This is a genomic window from Protofrankia sp. CiP1_Cm_nod1, from assembly GCF_920888515.1.
Lineage (GTDB): Bacteria > Actinomycetota > Actinomycetes > Frankiales > Frankiaceae > Protofrankia.
The window spans coordinates 14,724-34,057 of sequence record NZ_CAKKTM010000445.1; the positions used below are offsets into that span (position 1 = coordinate 14,724).

Annotated in this window: 16 protein-coding genes; 2 read left to right on the forward strand and 14 right to left on the reverse strand. The window is 71.7% G+C overall.

Annotation, left to right across the window (positions count from 1 at the left end; translation table 11 throughout):
• Window positions 1–190: 190 nt before the first annotated feature.
• The 3 genes from NBX02_RS20355 to NBX02_RS20365 all read right to left on the reverse strand — a co-directional run bounded on the left by NBX02_RS20355 (window position 191) and on the right by NBX02_RS20365 (window position 2,944).
• Window positions 191–1,564, reverse strand: a complete 1,374-nt coding sequence (locus NBX02_RS20355; protein ID WP_250281999.1) for a glutamyl-tRNA reductase — start codon at window positions 1,562–1,564, stop codon at window positions 191–193.
• On the reverse strand, window positions 1,561–2,442 hold the full coding sequence (locus NBX02_RS20360) for a redox-sensing transcriptional repressor Rex (RefSeq protein WP_250281998.1): 882 nt from the start codon (window positions 2,440–2,442) through the stop codon (window positions 1,561–1,563). The genes NBX02_RS20355 and NBX02_RS20360 overlap by 4 nt, the downstream gene beginning before the upstream one ends.
• A 217-nt stretch (window positions 2,443–2,659) precedes the next feature.
• Window positions 2,660–2,944 (reverse strand): glutaredoxin family protein, encoded by a 285-nt coding sequence (locus NBX02_RS20365; protein WP_445548553.1) that lies wholly within the window; start codon window positions 2,942–2,944, stop codon window positions 2,660–2,662.
• Window positions 2,945–3,721: 777 nt separating this feature from the next.
• Between NBX02_RS20365 and NBX02_RS20370 the strand changes: the two genes are divergently transcribed.
• The gene (locus tag NBX02_RS20370; protein ID WP_250281995.1) at window positions 3,722–4,570 is read left to right on the forward strand and encodes a sigma-70 family RNA polymerase sigma factor; all 849 of its coding nucleotides are present in this window, start codon (window positions 3,722–3,724) and stop codon (window positions 4,568–4,570) included.
• Between the two features lie 439 nt (window positions 4,571–5,009).
• Window positions 5,010–5,912, forward strand: a complete 903-nt coding sequence (locus NBX02_RS20375; RefSeq protein ID WP_250281994.1) for an HAD family hydrolase — start codon at window positions 5,010–5,012, stop codon at window positions 5,910–5,912.
• Between the two features lie 192 nt (window positions 5,913–6,104).
• On the opposite strand, the gene NBX02_RS20380 is transcribed toward NBX02_RS20375, so the two are convergent.
• From NBX02_RS20380 to NBX02_RS20430, 11 genes are all read right to left on the reverse strand, one after another.
• Window positions 6,105–6,395, reverse strand: a complete 291-nt coding sequence (locus NBX02_RS20380) for a hypothetical protein (protein ID WP_250281993.1) — start codon at window positions 6,393–6,395, stop codon at window positions 6,105–6,107.
• A 3-nt stretch (window positions 6,396–6,398) separates the two neighbouring features.
• The gene (locus NBX02_RS20385; RefSeq protein WP_445548554.1) at window positions 6,399–7,517 is read right to left on the reverse strand and encodes a lysophospholipid acyltransferase family protein; all 1,119 of its coding nucleotides are present in this window, start codon (window positions 7,515–7,517) and stop codon (window positions 6,399–6,401) included.
• A gap of 954 nt (window positions 7,518–8,471) precedes the next feature.
• Window positions 8,472–9,512, reverse strand: a complete 1,041-nt coding sequence (locus NBX02_RS20390) for an NAD-dependent epimerase/dehydratase family protein (protein ID WP_250281988.1) — start codon at window positions 9,510–9,512, stop codon at window positions 8,472–8,474.
• Window positions 9,513–10,533: 1,021 nt separating this feature from the next.
• A complete protein-coding gene (locus tag NBX02_RS20395) occupies window positions 10,534–10,632 on the reverse strand; it encodes a 30S ribosomal protein bS22 (RefSeq protein ID WP_003948845.1) in 99 nt (32 codons plus the stop codon).
• A gap of 287 nt (window positions 10,633–10,919) precedes the next feature.
• On the reverse strand, window positions 10,920–11,720 hold the full coding sequence (gene proC / locus NBX02_RS20400) for a pyrroline-5-carboxylate reductase (protein ID WP_250281987.1): 801 nt from the start codon (window positions 11,718–11,720) through the stop codon (window positions 10,920–10,922).
• A 247-nt stretch (window positions 11,721–11,967) separates the two neighbouring features.
• On the reverse strand, window positions 11,968–13,038 hold the full coding sequence (locus NBX02_RS20405) for a proline dehydrogenase family protein (RefSeq protein WP_445548555.1): 1,071 nt from the start codon (window positions 13,036–13,038) through the stop codon (window positions 11,968–11,970).
• 439 nt (window positions 13,039–13,477) lie between these two features.
• Entirely contained in the window at window positions 13,478–14,242 is a 765-nt protein-coding gene (locus NBX02_RS20410) for a class I SAM-dependent methyltransferase (protein WP_250281982.1), read from the reverse strand.
• Window positions 14,243–14,422: 180 nt separating this feature from the next.
• Complete coding sequence (locus NBX02_RS20415; protein ID WP_250281980.1) at window positions 14,423–15,400, reverse strand: sugar phosphate isomerase/epimerase family protein; 978 nt, start codon at window positions 15,398–15,400, stop codon at window positions 14,423–14,425.
• 168 nt (window positions 15,401–15,568) lie between these two features.
• Window positions 15,569–16,501: a Ppx/GppA phosphatase family protein gene (locus NBX02_RS20420; RefSeq protein WP_445548556.1), complete on the reverse strand. Its 933-nt coding sequence runs from the start codon at window positions 16,499–16,501 to the stop codon at window positions 15,569–15,571.
• Window positions 16,502–17,191: 690 nt separating this feature from the next.
• Complete coding sequence (locus tag NBX02_RS20425) at window positions 17,192–17,872, reverse strand: response regulator (protein ID WP_250281976.1); 681 nt, start codon at window positions 17,870–17,872, stop codon at window positions 17,192–17,194.
• Between the two features lie 64 nt (window positions 17,873–17,936).
• Window positions 17,937–19,334: ATP-binding protein (locus NBX02_RS20430; protein ID WP_445548552.1), on the reverse strand; the 1,398-nt coding region annotated here is incomplete at its 5' end.

Here is a 19,334-nt window from a genome sequence, read left to right on the forward strand (position 1 = left end):
GCTGATCCAACAGCCCGCTGATCCAATGCGTCTATCGGCGCGGCCCTTATCCGAGTATCGACGTTACCTCGTATCGGCAGGATATTCAGTCCCGGACCGGGTTTGTGCCGCTGCGTCATCCACCGGGCCACCCGTTGGGCCTCGTATTGCGGCCGCCGGACGACGCGTCCGCGCCGGCCGCGGCCGGCCGCTAGGGCACCTCCGGCAGATCGGGTAACGAGACCACCGCGGGAGTCTCCCGCGGCAGATCGAACAGCTCCCGCAACGCCTCGGCGTAGGAATCACCGCCGGGGGCGGCGGCGAGCTGCTGGACCCGCACCGTCGGCGCGTGCAGGATCTTGTCCGCCACCCGGCGCACCGCCCCCTCGACCACGGCCCAGTCGCGCGCGTCGAGGTCGGGCAGCCGGGTGTGCAGCCGCAGGAGCTCCTCCCGGACGACGGCGGCGGCCTGGGCCCGCAGCGCCACCACCGTCGGGGCGACCCGGTGCGCGCGGCGGCGGTCGAGATAGGCGCTGACCTCGGAGGCCACCAGAGTCCGCACCGACTCGACGTCGCTGACCGCCTGCTGGCCCTCAAGGGCCGTCCGCAGCGTGTCGAGATCGATAAGGGTGACGCCGGGCAGTTCGCGGACGGCCACGTCGACGTCCCGCGGGAGCGCGAGGTCGAGCAGCACCAGTGGCCGGCCGCCGCGGCGGGCCAGCGCGTCGGCCACCACGCCCCGGGTCAGGACCAGCCCGGACGCGCCGGTCGAGGAGATCACCAGGTCGGCCCGGCCCAGCTCGCCCGCCAGGTGCGTGAGCGGAATCACTTCGGCACCGTAGGTGTCGGCGATCCGGTGGGCCCGCGCCGCGGTACGGTTCGCGACGACGAGGTCGGTCGCGCCGGCCCGCCGTACGACCGCCGCGGCCAGCGCCCCCACCGCCCCCGCGCCCACAAGCAGGACGCGTCGGCCGGCCAGCGCGCCGTCGGCGGGCGTGTTGCCGGCGGGTGCGCTCCCGGGTAAGGGGTCGGCCGCGTCGGCGGGCGGCGGCCCCCACTCGGCCGCGACCAGCCGTACCCCGACGGAGACGATCGACGCCCCGGCGGTGCCGATCGCGGTTTCGCTGTGCGCCCGTTTACCGACCCGCAGGGCCGTCTGGAACAGGCCCTCGAGGGTGGCGCCGACGCTCGCCTCGGCCTGGGCCACGCGTAGGGCCGACCGGACCTGGCCGAGGATCTGCGCCTCCCCCACCAGCATGGAGTCGAGCCCGCAGACGACCGAGAACAGGTGGCCGACGGCCCGTGCCTCGTGGTGGACGTACAGGTGCGGGGCGAGATCCGCCAGCTGGGTGCCGGTGATCCGGGTGAGCTGGTCGGAGACGTCGGCGACGCCGCCGTGGAAGGTCTCCACCTCGGCGTAGATCTCGGTGCGGTTACATGTCGAGAGCACCACGCTCTCCGCGACGGATCCGGCCTGCGACAGGTCGTACAGGACCTTCGGGACGTCGTCGTCCGGCACCGCGGCCTTCTCCAGGGTGGACGTGGGCGCGCTGCGGTGGTTGAGACCGACGACCAGCAGGCTCATGACGTCTCACCCCCGGTGGTGGCCCCCCTCGCGGTCCCGCCCGTCCCCCCGGGCGTGCCCACCAGCGGGCCGTCGGCGCCCCGCGTTCCCGGTGCCGGCGGCCCGGTGGGCGCACGGGTCACCACGGCCAGCCGCGGGTCGGCGGGCTCACCGGGGCGGCCCGCCCGGCGGCCGGGTGGACGCGTGGGTGCGGCCACACCGCCCGTGGCCGGCGCCGAACGCTTGCGAGCCTCGTGGAACGACAGGATCTGCAGTTCCACAGCGAGATCAACCTTGCGCACGTCCACTCCCACCGGCACCGACAACGCGATCGGCGCGAAATTGAGGATGCTCGTGATTCCCGCGGAGACAAGGCGGTCACACACTGCCTGCGCGGCCGCGGCCGGCGTGCAGATGACACCTATCGTCACCTGGTTGCGTTCGACAAGTGCTTCCATCTCGTCGAGCGGGCTGACCGCGACGCCGCCGACGGACTCGCCGATCCGGTCGGGATCGACGTCGAGCAGGGCGACCACCCGGAATCCCCGGGAGCGGAAGCCGGCGTAGCCCGCGAGCGCGTGGCCGAGGTTGCCGACCCCGACCAGCACGACCGTCCGGTCCTCGGTCAGCCCGAGCTCGGCGGCGATGCGGCCGAGCAGGAAGTCGACGTCGTAGCCGACGCCACGCGTCCCGTACGAGCCCAGGTAGGACAGGTCCTTGCGGACCTTCGCCGAGGTCATGCCGGCCGCCTTCGCCAGCGTCTCGGACGAGACCGTGCGGACCGCCCGGTCGGCGAGCGAAGTGAGGACCCGCAGGTAGAGCGGGAGGCGGGCGACCGTCGCCTCGGGCACGGACGAGCGTCCACGGGCAGCGCCGGCCGCCCGCCGAAGCTCAGTCATGTACGGCTCCCGCCCCACTCAAGACGCCCGGCCGCCGACGACGCCGGGCGCGCGGCCCCACAGTGCTCCGCTACCAGCTCCGCGGCGGGCGCCACGGTCGGTCTCGCGGTCGAACGACGCCGGTGGACGGCTGTCGGGGCGAGTTTACGACCTCGTGAAGGACTTCACGAAGTTGACATGATCTTGCACTCGGGTACGCCACGCGGCCGGCCCGTGATCATTTCTTGGACCGCCCCCAGCGGCCGACGGTCAACGCGCGCCGTAGACGGGCCTCCTCGACCCGCCAGTAGCCGTGCTCCCGCCCGTCGACGAGGATCACCGGGACCCGGTCGCCGTAGGCGTCGGCGAGCTCGGCCGAGGTGTCGACGTCGGTCTCGGTCCAGCCGGTGCCGGTGTCGGCCGCCACCCGGGCCACCGCGGCGCGGGCGTCGGCGCACAGGTGACAGCCGGCCCGGACCAGCAGGGTGATCCGTCGATCCGCCGCCCGCGCGGCACCGCCAATGGCGGCGGCGCCGCCGGTGACGTCGACGTCCGCCCGTACCTCGGCGCCGTCCACACTGGCACCGCCGTGCACGCTGTCAGCGCCACCGCCGGCGCCTCGACCCGCGGGAACCCTCGTCATCGCTGCGACCATCCGCTTCGATCATCATTTTCGATCATCAAAAGGCGCCGGGGCCGAAAAGATCCCCCGCACCGGGCAACAAAGCCGGAAAAGCACTTCGTCCCAGCACATGATGACGACCGTGCATCTTCACCTCGCTCCCCATGCCCGCCGGCAGGTCGTTGGCTACACTCAACTTTCCAAAGGGTTCCGGAGGATCAAAGGTAGCGCGATCATGCTCTTCACGCGCGCGGAGTTCCTGTCGAATCCGGGAGATGCGACGGATCCAGCTCCCCGGACGACTCGATGACGCCGCCCGCGCGGGAGGGGCGCCCGTCGGATCGCCACGGGGTCCCCTGGTCTCCGATCCGCGGGTTGCCGACCAGGCCCGTCTGATGGCCGTTGACACACCTCGACGCCCCTGACCCGAAAGGAGCAGGAAGCGGTCGCGTCGCCGTCGGCTTCGTCCGACCTGATCCGACACCCACCGGAGAATCCCGGTTCTCGAGCGGGCCACACCCCGCCCCGCCGGGCCTCCTCGATCTTTGGAGCCAGCATGCCCTCCGCCCTTTCCCGAACGTCGCGGGGGCGTGGAAGCGAGGACCCCCGCCCGGTGGACGGCCCGAGGCCCGGCCCGGTCTGTGCCGTCTCCCGCGGCGCCGCGGACCGATCACCGACGTGAACCCGCTGTGGGCGCAACCAGCTCTCGATCTCCGCGGCCGCGCGGCGCTGTGCGCCGGCTCCGCCCAGGTCGTGATGCCACGTGCCGATCCCACCTGTTGCCCGGCGCTGCGCGCCGAGCTGGCCCGCATTACGATCATGCTCCGGGCGGCCACGCCGGTCGGCCCCCCCATGGCCCACTCGGCGGGAGGGGCCTCGCCCGGCCAGCGGACGGCCCAGTCCACCTCCCCCGACGGCCTGGCCGGCCACGGGATGCCCGTCCCCGACGAGTCACCGTCGAACGCCCACCGGCCGGACGCCGAGCTCGCGGACCTGGTGCGCAGCGCCCAGCAGGGCGACGGCGAGGCGTTCGGGGAGCTCTACGACCTTTACATGGACATGGTCTTCCGCTACGTCTACTACCGGATAGGCAGCCGGACAGCGGCCGAGGACATCGTCAGCGAGACCTTCCTGCGCGCGCTGCGCGGCATCAGGACCTTCACCTGGCAGGGGCCTGACATCGGCGCCTGGTTCATCACCATCGCCCGGAATCTGATCATTGACTCCAGGAAGTCCCGACAGGCCCAGCTGGAGTTCCCCACCGACGACATCCTCTCGGCGGGGCGGGATCATGTCGTGTCCGGGCCGGAGGAGTCGGTACTGGACGTCATCACCGGCCGGGCCCTCATGGACGCCGTCCGCACGCTCAGCCCCGACCAGCAGGAGTGCGTGGTGCTGCGCTTCGTCGAAGGGCTCTCCGTCCGGGAGACCGCGCTGGCGATGGGCAAGAACGAGGGCGCGATCAAGGCTCTCCAGTACCGGGCCGTGCGCGCCCTGGCCCGGCGGCTCCGGGAGAACCCGGCCTGAAACCATTCCCGGCGCCACGGCCGGCCCGGTCCGGTCCCCAGTCCGGTCCGGGTCCGGTCCGGGTCCGGTCCGCCACTGCCGGCGTGGACCCGGTACAGCCGGTACGACCCGGCGCAGCCGGCGCGGCCCGCCGCGGGCATCCCCGGGTAGCGCCGCGGGCGGTGGCCTGCCAGGCGCCGGCCGTACACCCGGCGGACAGGCTCCCGGTGCCGCCGCGGGCGCTGGGCGTCCCGGGTACCCGCGGGCCGCGGATGCGCTGGTACACCGCCACGGGCCGTTCGCACCGTACGCTTCGCACGTCAACGCTTCTTCCAGGTCACCGTGACAGCACCCAGGTCACCGTGACAGCACCGTGACAGCTCCCGGATCACCGTGACAGCTCCCGGGTCACCGTCACAGCACGCTCCTTCCCCGCGCCGCGCACGCCCAGGAGATCATGATGCGGTTTCGACCACGCCCGCAACGGTCGGCGGACGACAAGGCCCGCGCGGCGGATGCCGAGGCCGCCGCCACCGCGGCCCTGAAGGTGGCCGCCGACCAGACGGCCAAGGCGCCGCCGGACCCGACCGCGGCGGCCTTCTTCGACGTGGACAACACCATGATGATGGGAGCGTCGATCTTCTACTTCGCGCGCGGGATGGCCGCGCGCGACTTCTTCCAGTCCCGCGACCTGCTGCGGTTCGGCTGGCAGCACGTCACCTACCGGGTTCTGGGGCAGGAGAACACCGACGGGATGCGCGACGTCAAGGAGGCCGCGCTCGCGTTCGTCGCCGGCCGTGAGGTCGCCGAGATCGTCCGCTTCGGCGAGGAGATCTACGACGAGCGGATGGCGGAACGGATCTACTCCGGCACCCGGGCCCTGGCCGAGCAGCATCTCGACGCCGGGCAGCGGGTGTGGCTCGTCACGGCCACCCCGGTGGAACTCGCCTCGGTCATCGCCCGGCGGCTCGGGCTCACCGGCGCGCTCGGAACGGTCAGCGAGGTCGTGGACGGACGTTACACGGGCCATCTCGTCGGGGAGCCGCTGCACGGCCCGGCCAAGGCAGCCGCGGTACGCGCGCTCGCCGAGCGCGAGCAGCTGGATCTTTCCCGGTGCTGGGCCTTCTCCGACTCGATCAACGACCTGCCCATGCTGTCACTGGTCGGCCACCCCGTCGCGATCAATCCTGACCCCGACCTCAAGGCCGTCGCCCGGGAGCGGGACTGGCCGATCAAGGACTTCCGCACCGCCAGGAAGGCCGCCCGGATCGGTGTGCCGACAGCGGCCGGGGTGGGCGCGCTCGCCGGCGGGGTGGCGGCCGGCATGGCGCTGCGCCGGCGCTATATCGGCGTGGCCGGCTGACCACCGAACGGCCCCGCCGTCCCTCGTCCTTCCGGACAGCCCTGCCACCTTCTTCTCGGACGCTTCTCGGACGCTTCTTGGACGCTTCTTGGACGGCCGACCGGACGCCTATCGAACGGCCGGGCCCGACTGGACAGCGGGCCGACGGGACGGGCCGGGCCGGCTGGACAGCCGAGACCGGGGCCGGGGCGCCTACCGGCGGCCGCTGGGCATGCCGGGATCGTTCGGCGTGCCCAGCCGGGTGGTGCGTCGGGCCCGCTCCGGCGGCGGCTCGGGCCGCCGGGCCACCCAGGCGATCGACAGGACCGAGGCCACCTCGATGACGGCCAGCCACACCGCCAGAAAAAGGTCATCTATGACGACCAGGACCGCGACCACGGCGGTCACCGACAGTACATATCCGGCGACGATGCCGCGGCCCACCCAGGTCCGCCGCGATCTCGCACGCCACCAGCCCACCCGCTGCCCGTCCACGGTCGTCACGGGTCAGAAGAATACCGACCGGCGCTGCATCAGCAGCCCGTAGAGGGAATGCTGAATCGTCTCCCGGATGCGGTCCGTGAGCTCGAACACCAGCATGGGGTCCTCGGCGGCCGCCGGGTTCGGTGATTCCGTCTCCACCGGTTCGCCGAACTCGATGAACCATTTCGACGGCAGCGGTACCAGGCCGAGGAGACCCAGCCACGGAAACGTCGGGGTGATCGGCAGGTAGGGCAGCCCGAGCAGCCGGGCGAACGTCCGGAAGTTCCCGATCATCGGGTAGATCTCCTCGGCCCCGACAATCGTGCACGGGACGATGGGGACGCCCGTGCGCAAGGCGGCCGAGACAAAACCTCCACGGCCGAAGCGCTGCAGCTTGTAGCGTTCGCTGAACGGCTTGCCGATCCCCTTGAAACCTTCCGGCCAGACCCCCACCAGGTGGCCAGCGGCAAGCAGCCGTTCGGCGTCCGCCTGGCAGGCGAGGGTGTTGCCGGTCTTGCGCGCCAGCGGTGCGAGGAACGGCATGGAGAACACCAGGTCCGCGGCGAGTATCCGCAGGTGCCGGTGGGCCGGATGATGGTCCATTATCGCCAGCGAGGTCATGATCGCGTCCAGCGGCAGGGTACCGGAGTGGTTGGCCACGATCAGCGCGCCGCCGGTGTCCGGAACGTTCTCCAGACCGCGCGTCTCGACCCGGAAATAGTTCTGGTAGACCGGACGCAGCAGCGGCGCGATGACGTTCTCGGTCAGGTCCGGGTCGAAACCGTGCTCGTCGACCACGTAGTCGCCGGTGATCCGGCGCCGCAGGAACGCGAGAAAGCCCGCGAGCGCCCGTTCCAGGCTGCCCGCGTTGGCCAACGGCTCGGACGGCAGTGCGGACGCCTGCCCGGCGCCGACGTCGTCGGCGGGAGCGGTCCGGCCGGAAGCAGCCGCCCGCTCCCCGGAGGCCCACGTGTCACCGGCCTCCGCGGTGGAGAACTCCCCGGGCTCCGGCGGTTCCCAGGATGCCTGGGGCTCCCTGGGAACCGCCGGGCCCCGCGCGCCGGCACCGTCAGGGCCTGCCGCGCCGACGCTGTCCAGCCGGGCGCCGACGCGACGTGCCGGCTCCCGGCCATGCGGCGCCAGCTCCCGGCCATGTGGGGGACCGGTGTCACGCCAGCGCTGGCCGCCGAAACGCTCCGCGTCCGTCTCCGTCCCCGCCGTCCCCGCTGGCGCGGTCGGCGCGGTCGTGGCTGAGGGGGGCGGATCGTTCCGGCGCGGGTCCGGGCCGGGGCCCTCGGCCCGCTGGGGGCCGGCGGCGCTCCCGCCGTCGGCCGGCCCACCGGCGTCGGTGCCGCTCACGGCGACCGGGTCATCGTGATCGCCCTCTGCCGGGTCCCGCGGCCGGGAACGGCGTTCCACCGCGCCACCGCTCGCCCTGACGCGGGCGTCCTTGCTGCCCAGCGGGATGATGCGCGCCTCACTCACATCCGTGACCACCTTTTCGCCGGACTTGCCCTGATACTCTGCGTGAGTCGCATACTCTGTGTGAGCTGGTACCCTGCGCGAGCTGGCCGATACCCTGTGCGAGCCGGCTCTGCGGGGGCCGCCCTGCGTGGGCTGGCCCTGCGTGGGCTGGCCCTGCGTGGGCTGGCCCTGCGTGGGCTGGCCCTGCGTGGGCTGGCCCTGCGTGGGCCGACAGGATGCTCCTCGGATTCCCCGGGTGGGTCCCCGGGCCCGCGGCTTTTCCGGGGCCTGAGGGTGCGCGGCACCTGCGTGGCCGCTGATGTGGCCGCGCGCTCCTCGGCCGGCCGGCGCCGGTGGACGACCACCCGCCCGGCCCACGCCCCCGGCGGCCCGCTCGCCGGTCGACCGCCGCTATCCAGCGGCCCGCCAGCCCACGCCCCACGTCTGCCGGGCCGGGCCGCGCGGGGGACATCGCGTGGTGATCACCGTCATGACCAGGTTCAACTCATCCGTCTCCCGTCCGCATCCGTCTCCTGTCCAGTGCCGGTCCGTCTCCCGCACGCCCTACTCCCTGCCCAACGTGGAAGCCACCCAAAGGTGGTGACGATGGTCGCGACGCCCCGGCCAGCCTGGTCATGACGTCCCGACCAGCCTGCGGCGCGCGAGTACGTCCAGCAGGGCCCGCTCCAGGCGGACCACGGCGTCATGGTCGATCGCGAAACGCATCGGACGGTCCCGTACGAAGTCGTCGAAGGTCTGTTGTGTCGTGAACCGCGGAATGTAGTTGAAGACGTGTTTCAGCCGGGTGGTGTCGACCGCGCGCCCATGCGCGAGGAAACCGAGCTGTTCGGCGGAGAAGTCCAGCAGGCGGGATCTGCGGATCAGGTTCCCCAGCGTGACCACGGCCGGGGACGGTACCGGCAGCGGCGCCCGCCCGGCCCGCCGCACGGCCTGGGAGAGCAGGAGGACACCGTCCCCGGCGACGTTGAACGTGCCCGGATGGTCCTGGACGGCGGCCTGGATAAGCACGGCGAGCGCGTCCTCGCTGTGCAGGAGCTGGAGGCGCGGATCAAAGCCGAGTACCGTCGGGACGACCGGCAGCTCGAAGTACCGGGTCAGCGGACTGTCGATACCGGGGCCGATGATATTGGTGAATCGCAGCACGCTGACAGTGACGTCGGGCCGCCGGCGGCTGAAACCCCGGACGTATCCCTCGACCTCCAGGGCATCCTTGCTGTAACCCCCGCGAGGCAGGCTGCGCGGCTCCATCTCCTCGGTGAACAGCGCCGGATCAGAGGGTGATGATCCGTAAATCGTCGTGGTGGACTTGACGATCACTTTTGTGACGCTCGGCGCCTTCTGGCACGCGGCGAGGAGCTGCATGGTGCCGATGACGTTGATTTCCTTCATCGTGGCCCGGCCGCCGGCACCGAGCGGAGTGGCGATCACATTCAGATGAAGGACGGTGTCGACAGCGGCGGCACTGATTACTTTCGCGATCAGCGGATTACGGATGTCCGCACGGACGAACTGGGTGCGGCCGAGATCGTCGCGGGGCGGCACGGTATCGACCCCGATCACATTCTCGATCTCCGGGTCGGCCGCGAAGACACTCGCCACCTGTGCGCCGAGCGGCCGGGAAACACCGGTCACCAGCACGCAGCGTGGTCGCATTTCTCGTCGCCCCCTGCCCCGATACCCGGGCCCATGCTACGCCCTGGCGTTGTCACGCCAGAAACATCGTGGAGTACATGGCGTGGCGTCCTATTGGTCAACAATAACCAACGTCACCCAACGTCGACTATTGACGAGGAAGCATAACTCGAGGCGACACCACAGGCTCATCCGGTAACGATTCCGCCGGTCTCGTCCGACAACGATTCGCAGGCCACATCCGATGACATCACCCGGCCCGGCATCGCCACCGGACCGGGAACAGCAGCCACGCAATCGAATACGGAACACCAGGTAGTCAACCGAGCACAAAAGGTGGCAACGGAAAAGCGGGACCGTCATCACGAAAGCGGATGGTAGCGGCAATGTCACAGAAAGATCTGCCGGTAACGGCAGCCAGACAGCCCCCGATGGCCGTCCGACGGATGCCGGCCGATGCGGCCAGCGATCCAGCAGGCTCCCCCACGGGACGAGAGCGGCGGGGCCGACGCGGCAAGACCGACACCGCGGAGCCGACGGGCGGGGCCGACGCGGCGCGACCAGGGGACAGCAGGGCCGCCACCGGCGAGCGGAGCCGTCGAGAGCGGGGCGACGGGAGCGACAGGGCGACGGGAGCAGCCCGTCCACAGACGGGAGAGCGTCGGGCGCTTCCGGGCCGGGACGCCGGAAGCAGTGGAGATCGCCGGGCTCCCTGCGCGGCCGCGACCGGAGACCCGTGCCGACGCGTGGCGACGACACGGACCGCCGGCCGCGCCGGGCGAGGCCCCACGAACAGGCATCCGGAACGGGCGCATCCTCCGGAGCGGGCATCCAGTTGTGCCTACCGCACACGGGATGCTGTCTGGATCATCGCTCCGGCCGGCCGCCATCCACCGGACGCCGCACGGCCGGCAGCCGGCTACGACGATCCCGCTCCGACGCGCCCGGCCTCCCGCGCCCGGCGCCCACCGTCCGGCGTCCGGGCGAACCGGCTCGTACCACGACGAGCCGACAGCAGAAGAAGCTCGAAGTAATCGTTTAACTACTTCTTGTTGCGCCGTTGAACGCGGGTCCGCTTGAGGAGCTTGCGGTGCTTCTTCTTGGCCATGCGCTTGCGACGCTTCTTGATAACCGAACCCACGAACCCAACCGATCTGTTGGAAGGAAAGCCGAACGAACTACCGGCCGAGCCTACCCGCTCCACCGGACAACGTGGCACGGCCACCCGCTCCCCCACGGGCGGACGAGTACGCGGACGGAGCGACGGCCTGGTTCCCACCCCCGCGCGCTCCGCGCCTTCCACGTCACGGCCCCGTCGTCACGGCCCCGCTGCCACAGCCCTGCTGCCATAGCCCTGCTGGCACAGCCCTGCTGGCACGGCTCCGTTCGCGTACGCCCTGGCTGGTCCTGGCGGGCTTTCGTGTCCGGTCAGGTGGGACTGGCCAGTTCGCGGGAGCGGTCCCGGGCCGCTTCGATCGCGGCCAGCAGGGCCGCTCGGACGCCGTGCTTCTCCAGCTCCCGGATGGCGGTGATCGTCGTACCGCCGGGGGAGGTCACCGCCTCCCGTAGCAGTACCGGATGCTCGCCGGAGTCGCGCAGCATCACAGCCGCCCCCACCGCGGTCTGCACCAGCAGCTGCGCGGCGACCCCCCGCGGAATCCCCAGCAGGATGCCCGCGTCGATCATCGATTCGACCAGGTAGAAGAAATAGGCCGGGCCGCTGCCGGAGAGGGCCGTCACGGCGTCCTGCTGCGCCTCGGGCACCCGGACAACCTTGCCGACCGGCGCCAGCAGCCTCTCGGTACGGCGCAGGTGCTCCTCGCCGGCATGGGCGCCGGCCGAGATCGCCGACATGGCCTCGTCCACCAGCACAGGGGTGTTCGTCATCACCCGCACCACCGGCGTGCCGGCGGCGAGCCGGTACTCCAGGAACGCGGTGGTGACGCCGGCCGCCACCGAGATCACCAGATGCTCCGGCGTGACGACATCGGTGATCTCTCCGACCAGCGCGGTCATGTCCTGCGGTTTGACCGTGAGTATCAGCACGTCCGCCCGGGCGGCCGCGGCCGGGTTGGAGACCGCTTCGACGCCGTGGCGGGCGGACAGCTCCTTGGCGCGCTCCGGCCGGCGCGCCGTCACGAACAGATCCGCGGGATCATGCCCGGAGCGCAGCATCCCCGACAGCAACGCCTCGCCGAGCCTGCCGGCGCCGAGGATAGCGATCGTCATGGACGTCCCTCCTGTCGGCGGACCATACCCGTCCCCAGGCGGAGCACTTTCGTCAACCTGGCTCTCCTGTCAACCCGGCTCTCCCCAGTCCGACCCACACATGACTGGCCCGGCACATGGCTGGCCCGGACGTGACCGGCCGGTGCGCGGCTGCCACCGGTTCCCGCCTCACTCCCCCCCATCCGTCGCCGTCCGCCATCGGAGCCGTCCGTCACCGCCGACGCCCGCCCCCGCCCGCCCGCCGCGCTCACGCGGTGGAGCGCAACGCACGTGCGAAGAACAGCAGGTTGGCCGGGCGTTCGGCCAGCCGCCGCATCAGATAGCCATACCACTCACGCCCGCATGGAACATAGACCCTTACCATCTCACCGGCTTCGGCAAGGCGCCGCTGCTCCCCGGGGCGGACTCCGTACAACATCTGGTACTCGAACGGCCGCCGGGCCGCTCCTCGTGACGCAGCCCCTCGTGACGCCGCCCCTCGTGACGCCGCATCCCACGGCACCGCGGCCCGCGGCGCTTCGGCTTGTGGTGTTGTGGGCACGCGCTCGGCCGGCCGGTCACCCACGGTCGGCGCGCTCGCGGGCAGCCTGCCCGCGGCCAGCTCGCCGGCGAGCCCGGCGGCCAGCTCGATCAGGACCGGATCATGGGTGGCCACCATCGGGTACCCCTGACCCGCCATCAGGATCGCCAGGCAGCGCGCGTAGGAGGCGTTCACCTCGGCCCGGCGGACGTAGGCGGCCGAGGCGGGCTCGGCGTAGGCGCCCTTGCACAACCGCACCCGGCCGCCCGCGGCCGCGAGGTCACGGCAGTCCGCCTCGGTACGCCGCAGGTAGGCCTGGACGACGGCACCGGTCTCATCGAACTCCCGGCGCAGGTCGGCGACGACGGCCAGCGTGGCGTCGGTGGTGGTGTGATCCTCCATGTCGACGGTGACGCACGTCCCGGCGTCGCGGGCCGCCTGGCAGACCCGGAAGGCCAGGTCACGGGCGAGCGCGGCGTCGACCCGCGCCCCCAGCGCGGAAAGCTTGACCGAGACCTCAGCCGCGGGCGTGAGCCCCGCGTCGGCCAGGGCGCGCAGCAGCCCGCCGTAGGCGGCGGCCGACTCCTCGGCCAGCCGGTGGTCGGTGACGTCCTCGCCGAGGAGGTCCAGCGACACCCGCAGGCCGGCGTCACGCAGCCCCCCGGCCACCCTGACCGCCGCCGTGACGTCCTCCCCCGCGACGAACCGTTCCACCACGCCCCGGGTCAACGGCGCGGTGGACACCAGCCGCCGGACCCGCGGATCACCCGACATCATCAACAGCGCCGTCCGCAGCATCCCCGCAGGATCCCGCAACACCCCCGCCCGGGCCCCGAACGCCACGGCAACCACCCCCGACACCCAGCGACACCCACCGGCACGCTCCCACCACACCCCACCACATCCGCCCCGTTTCGCCAGCCCCGCCACATCCGCCCCCAGCACACCGGCCCCAACGCAGCGCCCCACCACGCCAGCCTTCCCACCACCGCCGGCTCTCCCCCATACCGGCCCCCGCCCGGGAGGCTCACCGCGCCACCCCAAAGGACGTGAATACGGTGCCGCGACAGCAACAGATCCACATCGTTACCCCACCTCAAAACGAAAAAGGAATCCCATCATGACAACGAGGGAACAAGTGGCTGCTGTAGCAGCCACTTACGTACTCGTTCCCGACAAAGGTGGATGATCGGCATGTCTTTGTGGGTTTCAGGGGGTGCGGTGGGGTGGGTTCTGCTCAGGACGGGGTGGTGAGTGGGAGGCGGGCCACCGTCAGGATCGTGCGGAAGGGCTCGGTGATCATCCCGTCGGGGAAGGCCTTCAGCAGGGAGCGCCGTTCGGCGTCCAGGAAGTCCTCCAGCCGGTCCCCGATCGCCTGGACGTACGACTTCGAGCGCAGCCACAGCTCGTACCGGTCCAGCGGGAGCGTCCGGCCCCAGTGGCCGGAAACCGTCACGACCTCGGTGAACAGGCCCGTCCAGCGCAGTTCGTCCGCCCAGGGGCGGGTGCGGTAGTCGCGCCGGTAGCCGGGGCTCATCGCCTCCAGACGCCGCTGCTGACGCTCCCACCAGCGCAGGTCCTCGCCGTCGACGTCGTTCCACCAGACCGCGAGCGCGCCGCCGGGGCGCAGCACCCGGGCCGCCTCGGCCGCGGCCACCGGCACCCGCACCCAGTGCCACGCCTGGGCGTAGCAGACAAGGTCCGCCACGGCGTCGGAGAACGGAAGCGCCTCGCCGTCGGCGCGCACCACGCCGATCCCGGGGGTGCGCTCCCGCAGCCGGCCGAGCATGCCCGGGCTGTGGTCCACCGGGATCACCCGGGCGCCGCGCGCGAGCAGGTCCCGGGTGGCTATACCCGTCCCGGCGCCGACCTCGAGGATGTCCGCGCCGGCCAGCTCACGCCCGGCCAGCCAGGCCAGATCCCGGAACAGCTGATCGGGATAGGACGGCCGGGCGGCGTCATAGGCGTCCACCATCGGGTCGAAAAGCGATCTGGCGCTCATTACCGCATGGTGGCACCGTCGTGCGGGCCGGATACGGCTGTTTACCGCTGTTCGTCTCGATACCCCGCCGGTATCGTCACGTCACCGGTACTGCCCCTCCACCGGCATCGCACCGGTATCACCCGCTCCACCGGTATCACCGGCCGGCCCGGCGACAATGCCCGGACCAGGGCCATGACGTCAGGGCAGGCGGCCGGCCGCGGTGACGGGGGCGGCGGCGAGGTTGAGGCGGGTGAACGCCAGGGCCTCGGCGAGGTCGGCCTCCCGCTGCGCTCTCGACTCCGCGCGGCGCGTGTTGATCTCCACGACCACCGTCCCGTCGAAGCCCCGGGCCGCGAGCCGTTCCAGCAGGTCGGCGCATGGCTGGTTGCCGCGGCCGGGCACCAGGTGCTCGTCCTTGGCCAGGCCGACCCCGTCGGCCATGTGCACGTGGACCAGCCGGTCGCCCAGCTCGTCGGCCATGGCGAGCGCGTCGGAACGGGACACGCTGGTGTGTGACAGGTCCAGGGTGACGTGCCGGTAGTCGTCGTCCACGGGCGACCAGTTCGGCGCGTACGCGGACACCTCCCGCCCCCGGGCCCGCAACGGGAACATGTTCTCGACGGCGAAGCGGATGTCCGTCTCGTTCGCCATCCGTTCGATGCCCTCGATGAAGTCGCGGGCGTAGTCACGCTGCCACCGGAACGGCGGGTGGACGACGACGGTCGGTGCCCGCAACGTCTCCGCGACGGCGCGGGCCCGTTGCAGCTTCGCCCACGGCTCGACCCCCCAGACACGCTGGGTGAGCAACAGGCACGGGGAGTGGATCGCCAGGATCGGAATGCCGTGATAGTCGGCAAGCCGCCGCAGAGCTTCCGGATCCTGGCTCACCGGATCCGTCCACACCATGATCTCTACGCCGTCGTAGCCAAGCCGGGCAGCCATCTCGAAAGCCGCCGCCGTCGACTCCGGATACGTCGACGCGGTCGACAGAGCCACTCTGGCCGAGGGCACCCGTGCGATGGCACGCCCACCGCCACGCGGTGCGAGCCGGGCCGGGTAGCCGGTGTCAGGGGAGAGAACAGCGGAATCCGCTGTCGGCCGCCACAAATCTGGGCCACGGTTGTCCGCGACCTCGGCGTCCCCGAGCCGCGGCGCTGGGGTCTGCGCCTCGGACATCCCTCAACAGTAGTGCCTGTGCGCGGCGATCGGCGCCCGACTCGGAGCACCGAGACAGCAGACCGGTTACCGAACGAAGTCGCACAGGGACTACATGGAGACCACACAGAGATCGCACAGGGACCGGACGGGGCTCACATGAAGATCATTTGGAGGGCTGTTCGAAGGTCACGCGGAGGTCAGCCAGTCCAGCCTGCGCAGAATGATGCCCTCCCGCAGCGCCCACGGGCAGATCTCGACCTCATCCAGGTTCAGCAGGTCGAGGGCTTCGTCGGCGACCACGGACCCGGCGGCCAGCTGGCCCGCGCGGTCGGCCGACACCCCGGGCAGGTCGCACCGTTCGGCGGCGGACAGCCGGCACAGCCGCGCGGACATCTCGCGCAGCGCGTCCCGGCGCAGGACCCGGCGGACGTACGGGCCGCGGCTGTAGGGCTCCGCGCCGGCGATCCGGGCCAGCGACCTGAAGGTTTTCGACGTCGCCACCGCCCGCGTGGGCTCGCCGACCACGTACAGCCGGGAGACCACCGGGGCGATGTGCGCCCGGACGTAGCGCCGCAGGGCCGTCACCTCGGAGCGTTTCGGCGGGTCGTTGGCGAACCAGTCCCGGGTGAGCCGGCTGGCCCCCAACGGCAGGGAGGACACGACGTCGGGGTCCTCGTGCATCCCGGCCGCGATCTCCAGGGAGCCGCCGCCGATGTCGAGCGCGAGCAGCCGGCCGGCGCTCCAGCCGAACCAGCGCCGCACCGCCAGAAAGGTCAGCCGGGCCTCGTCCTGCCCCGGCAGGACCGCGAGCGCGACCCCGCTGGCGGTCCGCAGACGAGCCAGGACGTCCTCACTGTTGGTAGCGTCCCGCAGCGCGGAAGTGGCGAACGCCACAAGATCGTCCACGCCGAGCTCGTCGGCACGCGCACTCATGTCGATGATGCAGCCGGTCAGGATCCGCTCCCCCTCGGCGGAGAGCGCTCCGTCACCGTCGAGGAGCTCGACCAGCCGCAGCGGGACCTTCATGCTGGCGGCCGGCAGCGGCTGGCCGCCGACATGGGCGTCCACCACCAGCAGGTGCACGGTGTTCGAGCCGATATCGATCACACCGAGGCGCATCCGGCCGGAAACCGGCGGGACGGCGACGTGCGGGGCGGCCTGGTGGGGCAGGGCCTCCTGGCCCACCTCCTGGCCATCGCCGAGGGGGGCCGGCACGGGCAGCGTCACGGGCGGGTCACCGGCCCCGGGCCGGGCGGCGGCGGGGATCTCCACGGCGGCGGTCTCGGCCACGGGCTTCAGTGACATCGGACACACGATAGGCCCACCCGCACGGCAACCGACAACCCAGCCGGGCCGGCCGGGCCGGCGAGGTCATCCGAATCGGCCAGACCGGCCAGATCGGGCAGGACGGAAACAGTTGGCAGACCGGACAGCGGACGAAGAGCGCATGCCCCCCTCGCCGCGTGGCCAAACTTCACGCATCCACTCCCGGTCGTGCATCGAGCCGGCCACGGCCGGCCGGCACCAGCGCCCAGCGAACCAGGCCACCGGTATCCGGCGAACAACACGCCCGGCGGACCACCATGACAGCGACGGCTAACCACCATGACAGTGATCAGGTACGCACAGCGACCAGGCCGGGCGGAGCCCTCACCCGACCAACGTACACAAGTGATCGCCACTGTCGGGCCGAAACGCCGATCAAAGAACCGAATCGTCACAGAAAGATCACGATCACGCCACCGGAGAGAATCCACCGGAGAGAACAGGGCCGCCGGAGACGCCGTGCCACCGGGGGCGCCGCCGGCGTCAGGGCTCGAACTTGTACCCCAGGCCCCGCACGGTCACCAGGTGGCGTGGGTTCCCGGGCTCGTCCTCGATCTTGGTGCGCAGACGCTTGACGTGGACGTCGAGGGTCTTGGTGTCCCCGACGTAGTCCGAGCCCCAGACCCGGTCGATCAGCTGGCCGCGGGTGAGGACCCGGCCGGCGTTGCGCAGGAACATCTCCAGCAGCTCGAACTCCTTCAGCGGCAGCGGGACGGAGGTGCCGGCGACCGTGACCACATGGCGTTCGACGTCCATCCGCACCGGACCGGCCTCCAGCGTCGCCGTGACGTGTTCGTCGACCTCGCCGCGGCGGCGCAGCACCGCGCGGATACGGGCGACCAGCTCACGGGCGGAGAACGGCTTGGTGACGTAGTCGTCCGCGCCGAGCTCCAGGCCGACGACCTTGTCTATCTCGCTGTCGCGGGCGGTTAACATGATCACCGGGACGGTCGACCGCTGCCGCAGCGCACGGCAGACCTCCGTCCCGGACAGGCCCGGCAGCATCAGGTCCAGCAGGACGAGATCGGCGCCGTGCCGCTCGAACTCGGTCAGCGCGGCCGGCCCGTCGGCGGCTACCGCGACGTCGAAACCCTCCCGTTCCAGCATGAACGACAACGCGTCCGAGAACGACTCCTCGTCCTCCACGACCAGCAGGCGGGTCACGCGTCACACTCCTTCGTCATCCGTCCGTCATCCGGGTGTCGGTCCGTCGGCCGTCATTCGTCGGTCAGTCGCCGTTGTCGCGCCTGTGCTCGGCGCCGGCATCGGCATCGGTGTCGATGCCGGCGCCGGTGTCGATCTCGGTGTCGATCTCGGTGTCGATCTCGGTGTCAGCATCGTCATCGGTATCGGCCAGCAGCAGCGGCAGTCTGATCGTGAACGTCGACCCGGCCCCCTCGGAGCTCCACACGCTCACACTTCCCCCGTGGTTGGTCGCGACATGCTTCACGATCGCCAGGCCCAGCCCGGTACCGCCGGTCGTGCGGGACCGCGCCGGGTCCGCCCGGTAGAAGCGCTCGAACACCCGCTCCAGGTCCTTCTCGGCGATGCCGATGCCCTCGTCGGCGACCGAGAGCTCCACGGTGTCACCGGCGCGCCGGACACCGACGACGACACGGGTCCCCGGCGGGGAGTAGGTGACCGCGTTGTTCAGCAGGTTCGCCAGCGCGGTGACCAGCTGTCCCTCGTCCCCGCTGACCACGAAGTCGCTGTCGCCGATCACCGCAACGATGATCTCCTGGGCGGCGGCGGCCAGCCGGGTGCGGTCGAGCGCTTCGGCCACCACCACCGACACCTGCACCGGCTGGGGATCCGGCCGCGGGTCCGCGCCCTGCAGCCGGGACAGATCGATGATCTCCTGTACGAGGCGGGCCAGCCGGGCGGACTCGTGCGTCATCCGGGACGCGAACCGGCGGACGGCCGCCGGATCGTCACTGGCCGCGGCGACGGCTTCGGCCAGCACGTGCAGCGCGCCGACCGGGGTCTTCAGCTCGTGGCTGACGTTCGCCACGAAGTCCCGGCGGACCGCCTCCACCCGGCGGGCCTCGGTGAGATCGTCGAGGATCACCGCGACATGGCCGTCCGCGTCCAGCCGCGAGGTGCGGGCGCGTACGGCGAACGCCTCCTGGTCGGGACGGGGCCGGGTCAGCGGCGGTTCGGGGCGGGGCGGCAGGTCGAGCTGCTGGTCACGGTCGACGCCGTCGCCGCGGGTGCGGGCGGCCAGGTCGCTGAGCTCACCCAGGTCCAGCCGGCTGTCGACGATCACCCCCATGGCGTGGGCCGCCGGGTTGGCCAGCACCACCACGCCGTCGGCGTCCAGAACGATCAGCCCGGAGGGCAGGCCGTCGACAAGGCGCCGGACGAGCCGCGAGGGCAGCGCCGCGTGCGCGGCGGTCGGCGGGTTCGCGGCCGTCGCATCGCGGAACCGCCGCCGCGGGGACACCGCCGTACTGTCACCCGTCCGGATCGTGGGCGCACCCCGGCCCGGCGGCGCCTGAGCCGGCAGCGCCTGAGCCGGCGGCACCGCACCCGACGACGCCTGAGCCGGCGGCACCTGGGCCGGCGGCACCGCACCCGACGACGCCGCACCCGACGGCGTCTGGGCCGGCGGCGCCTGGGCCGATGC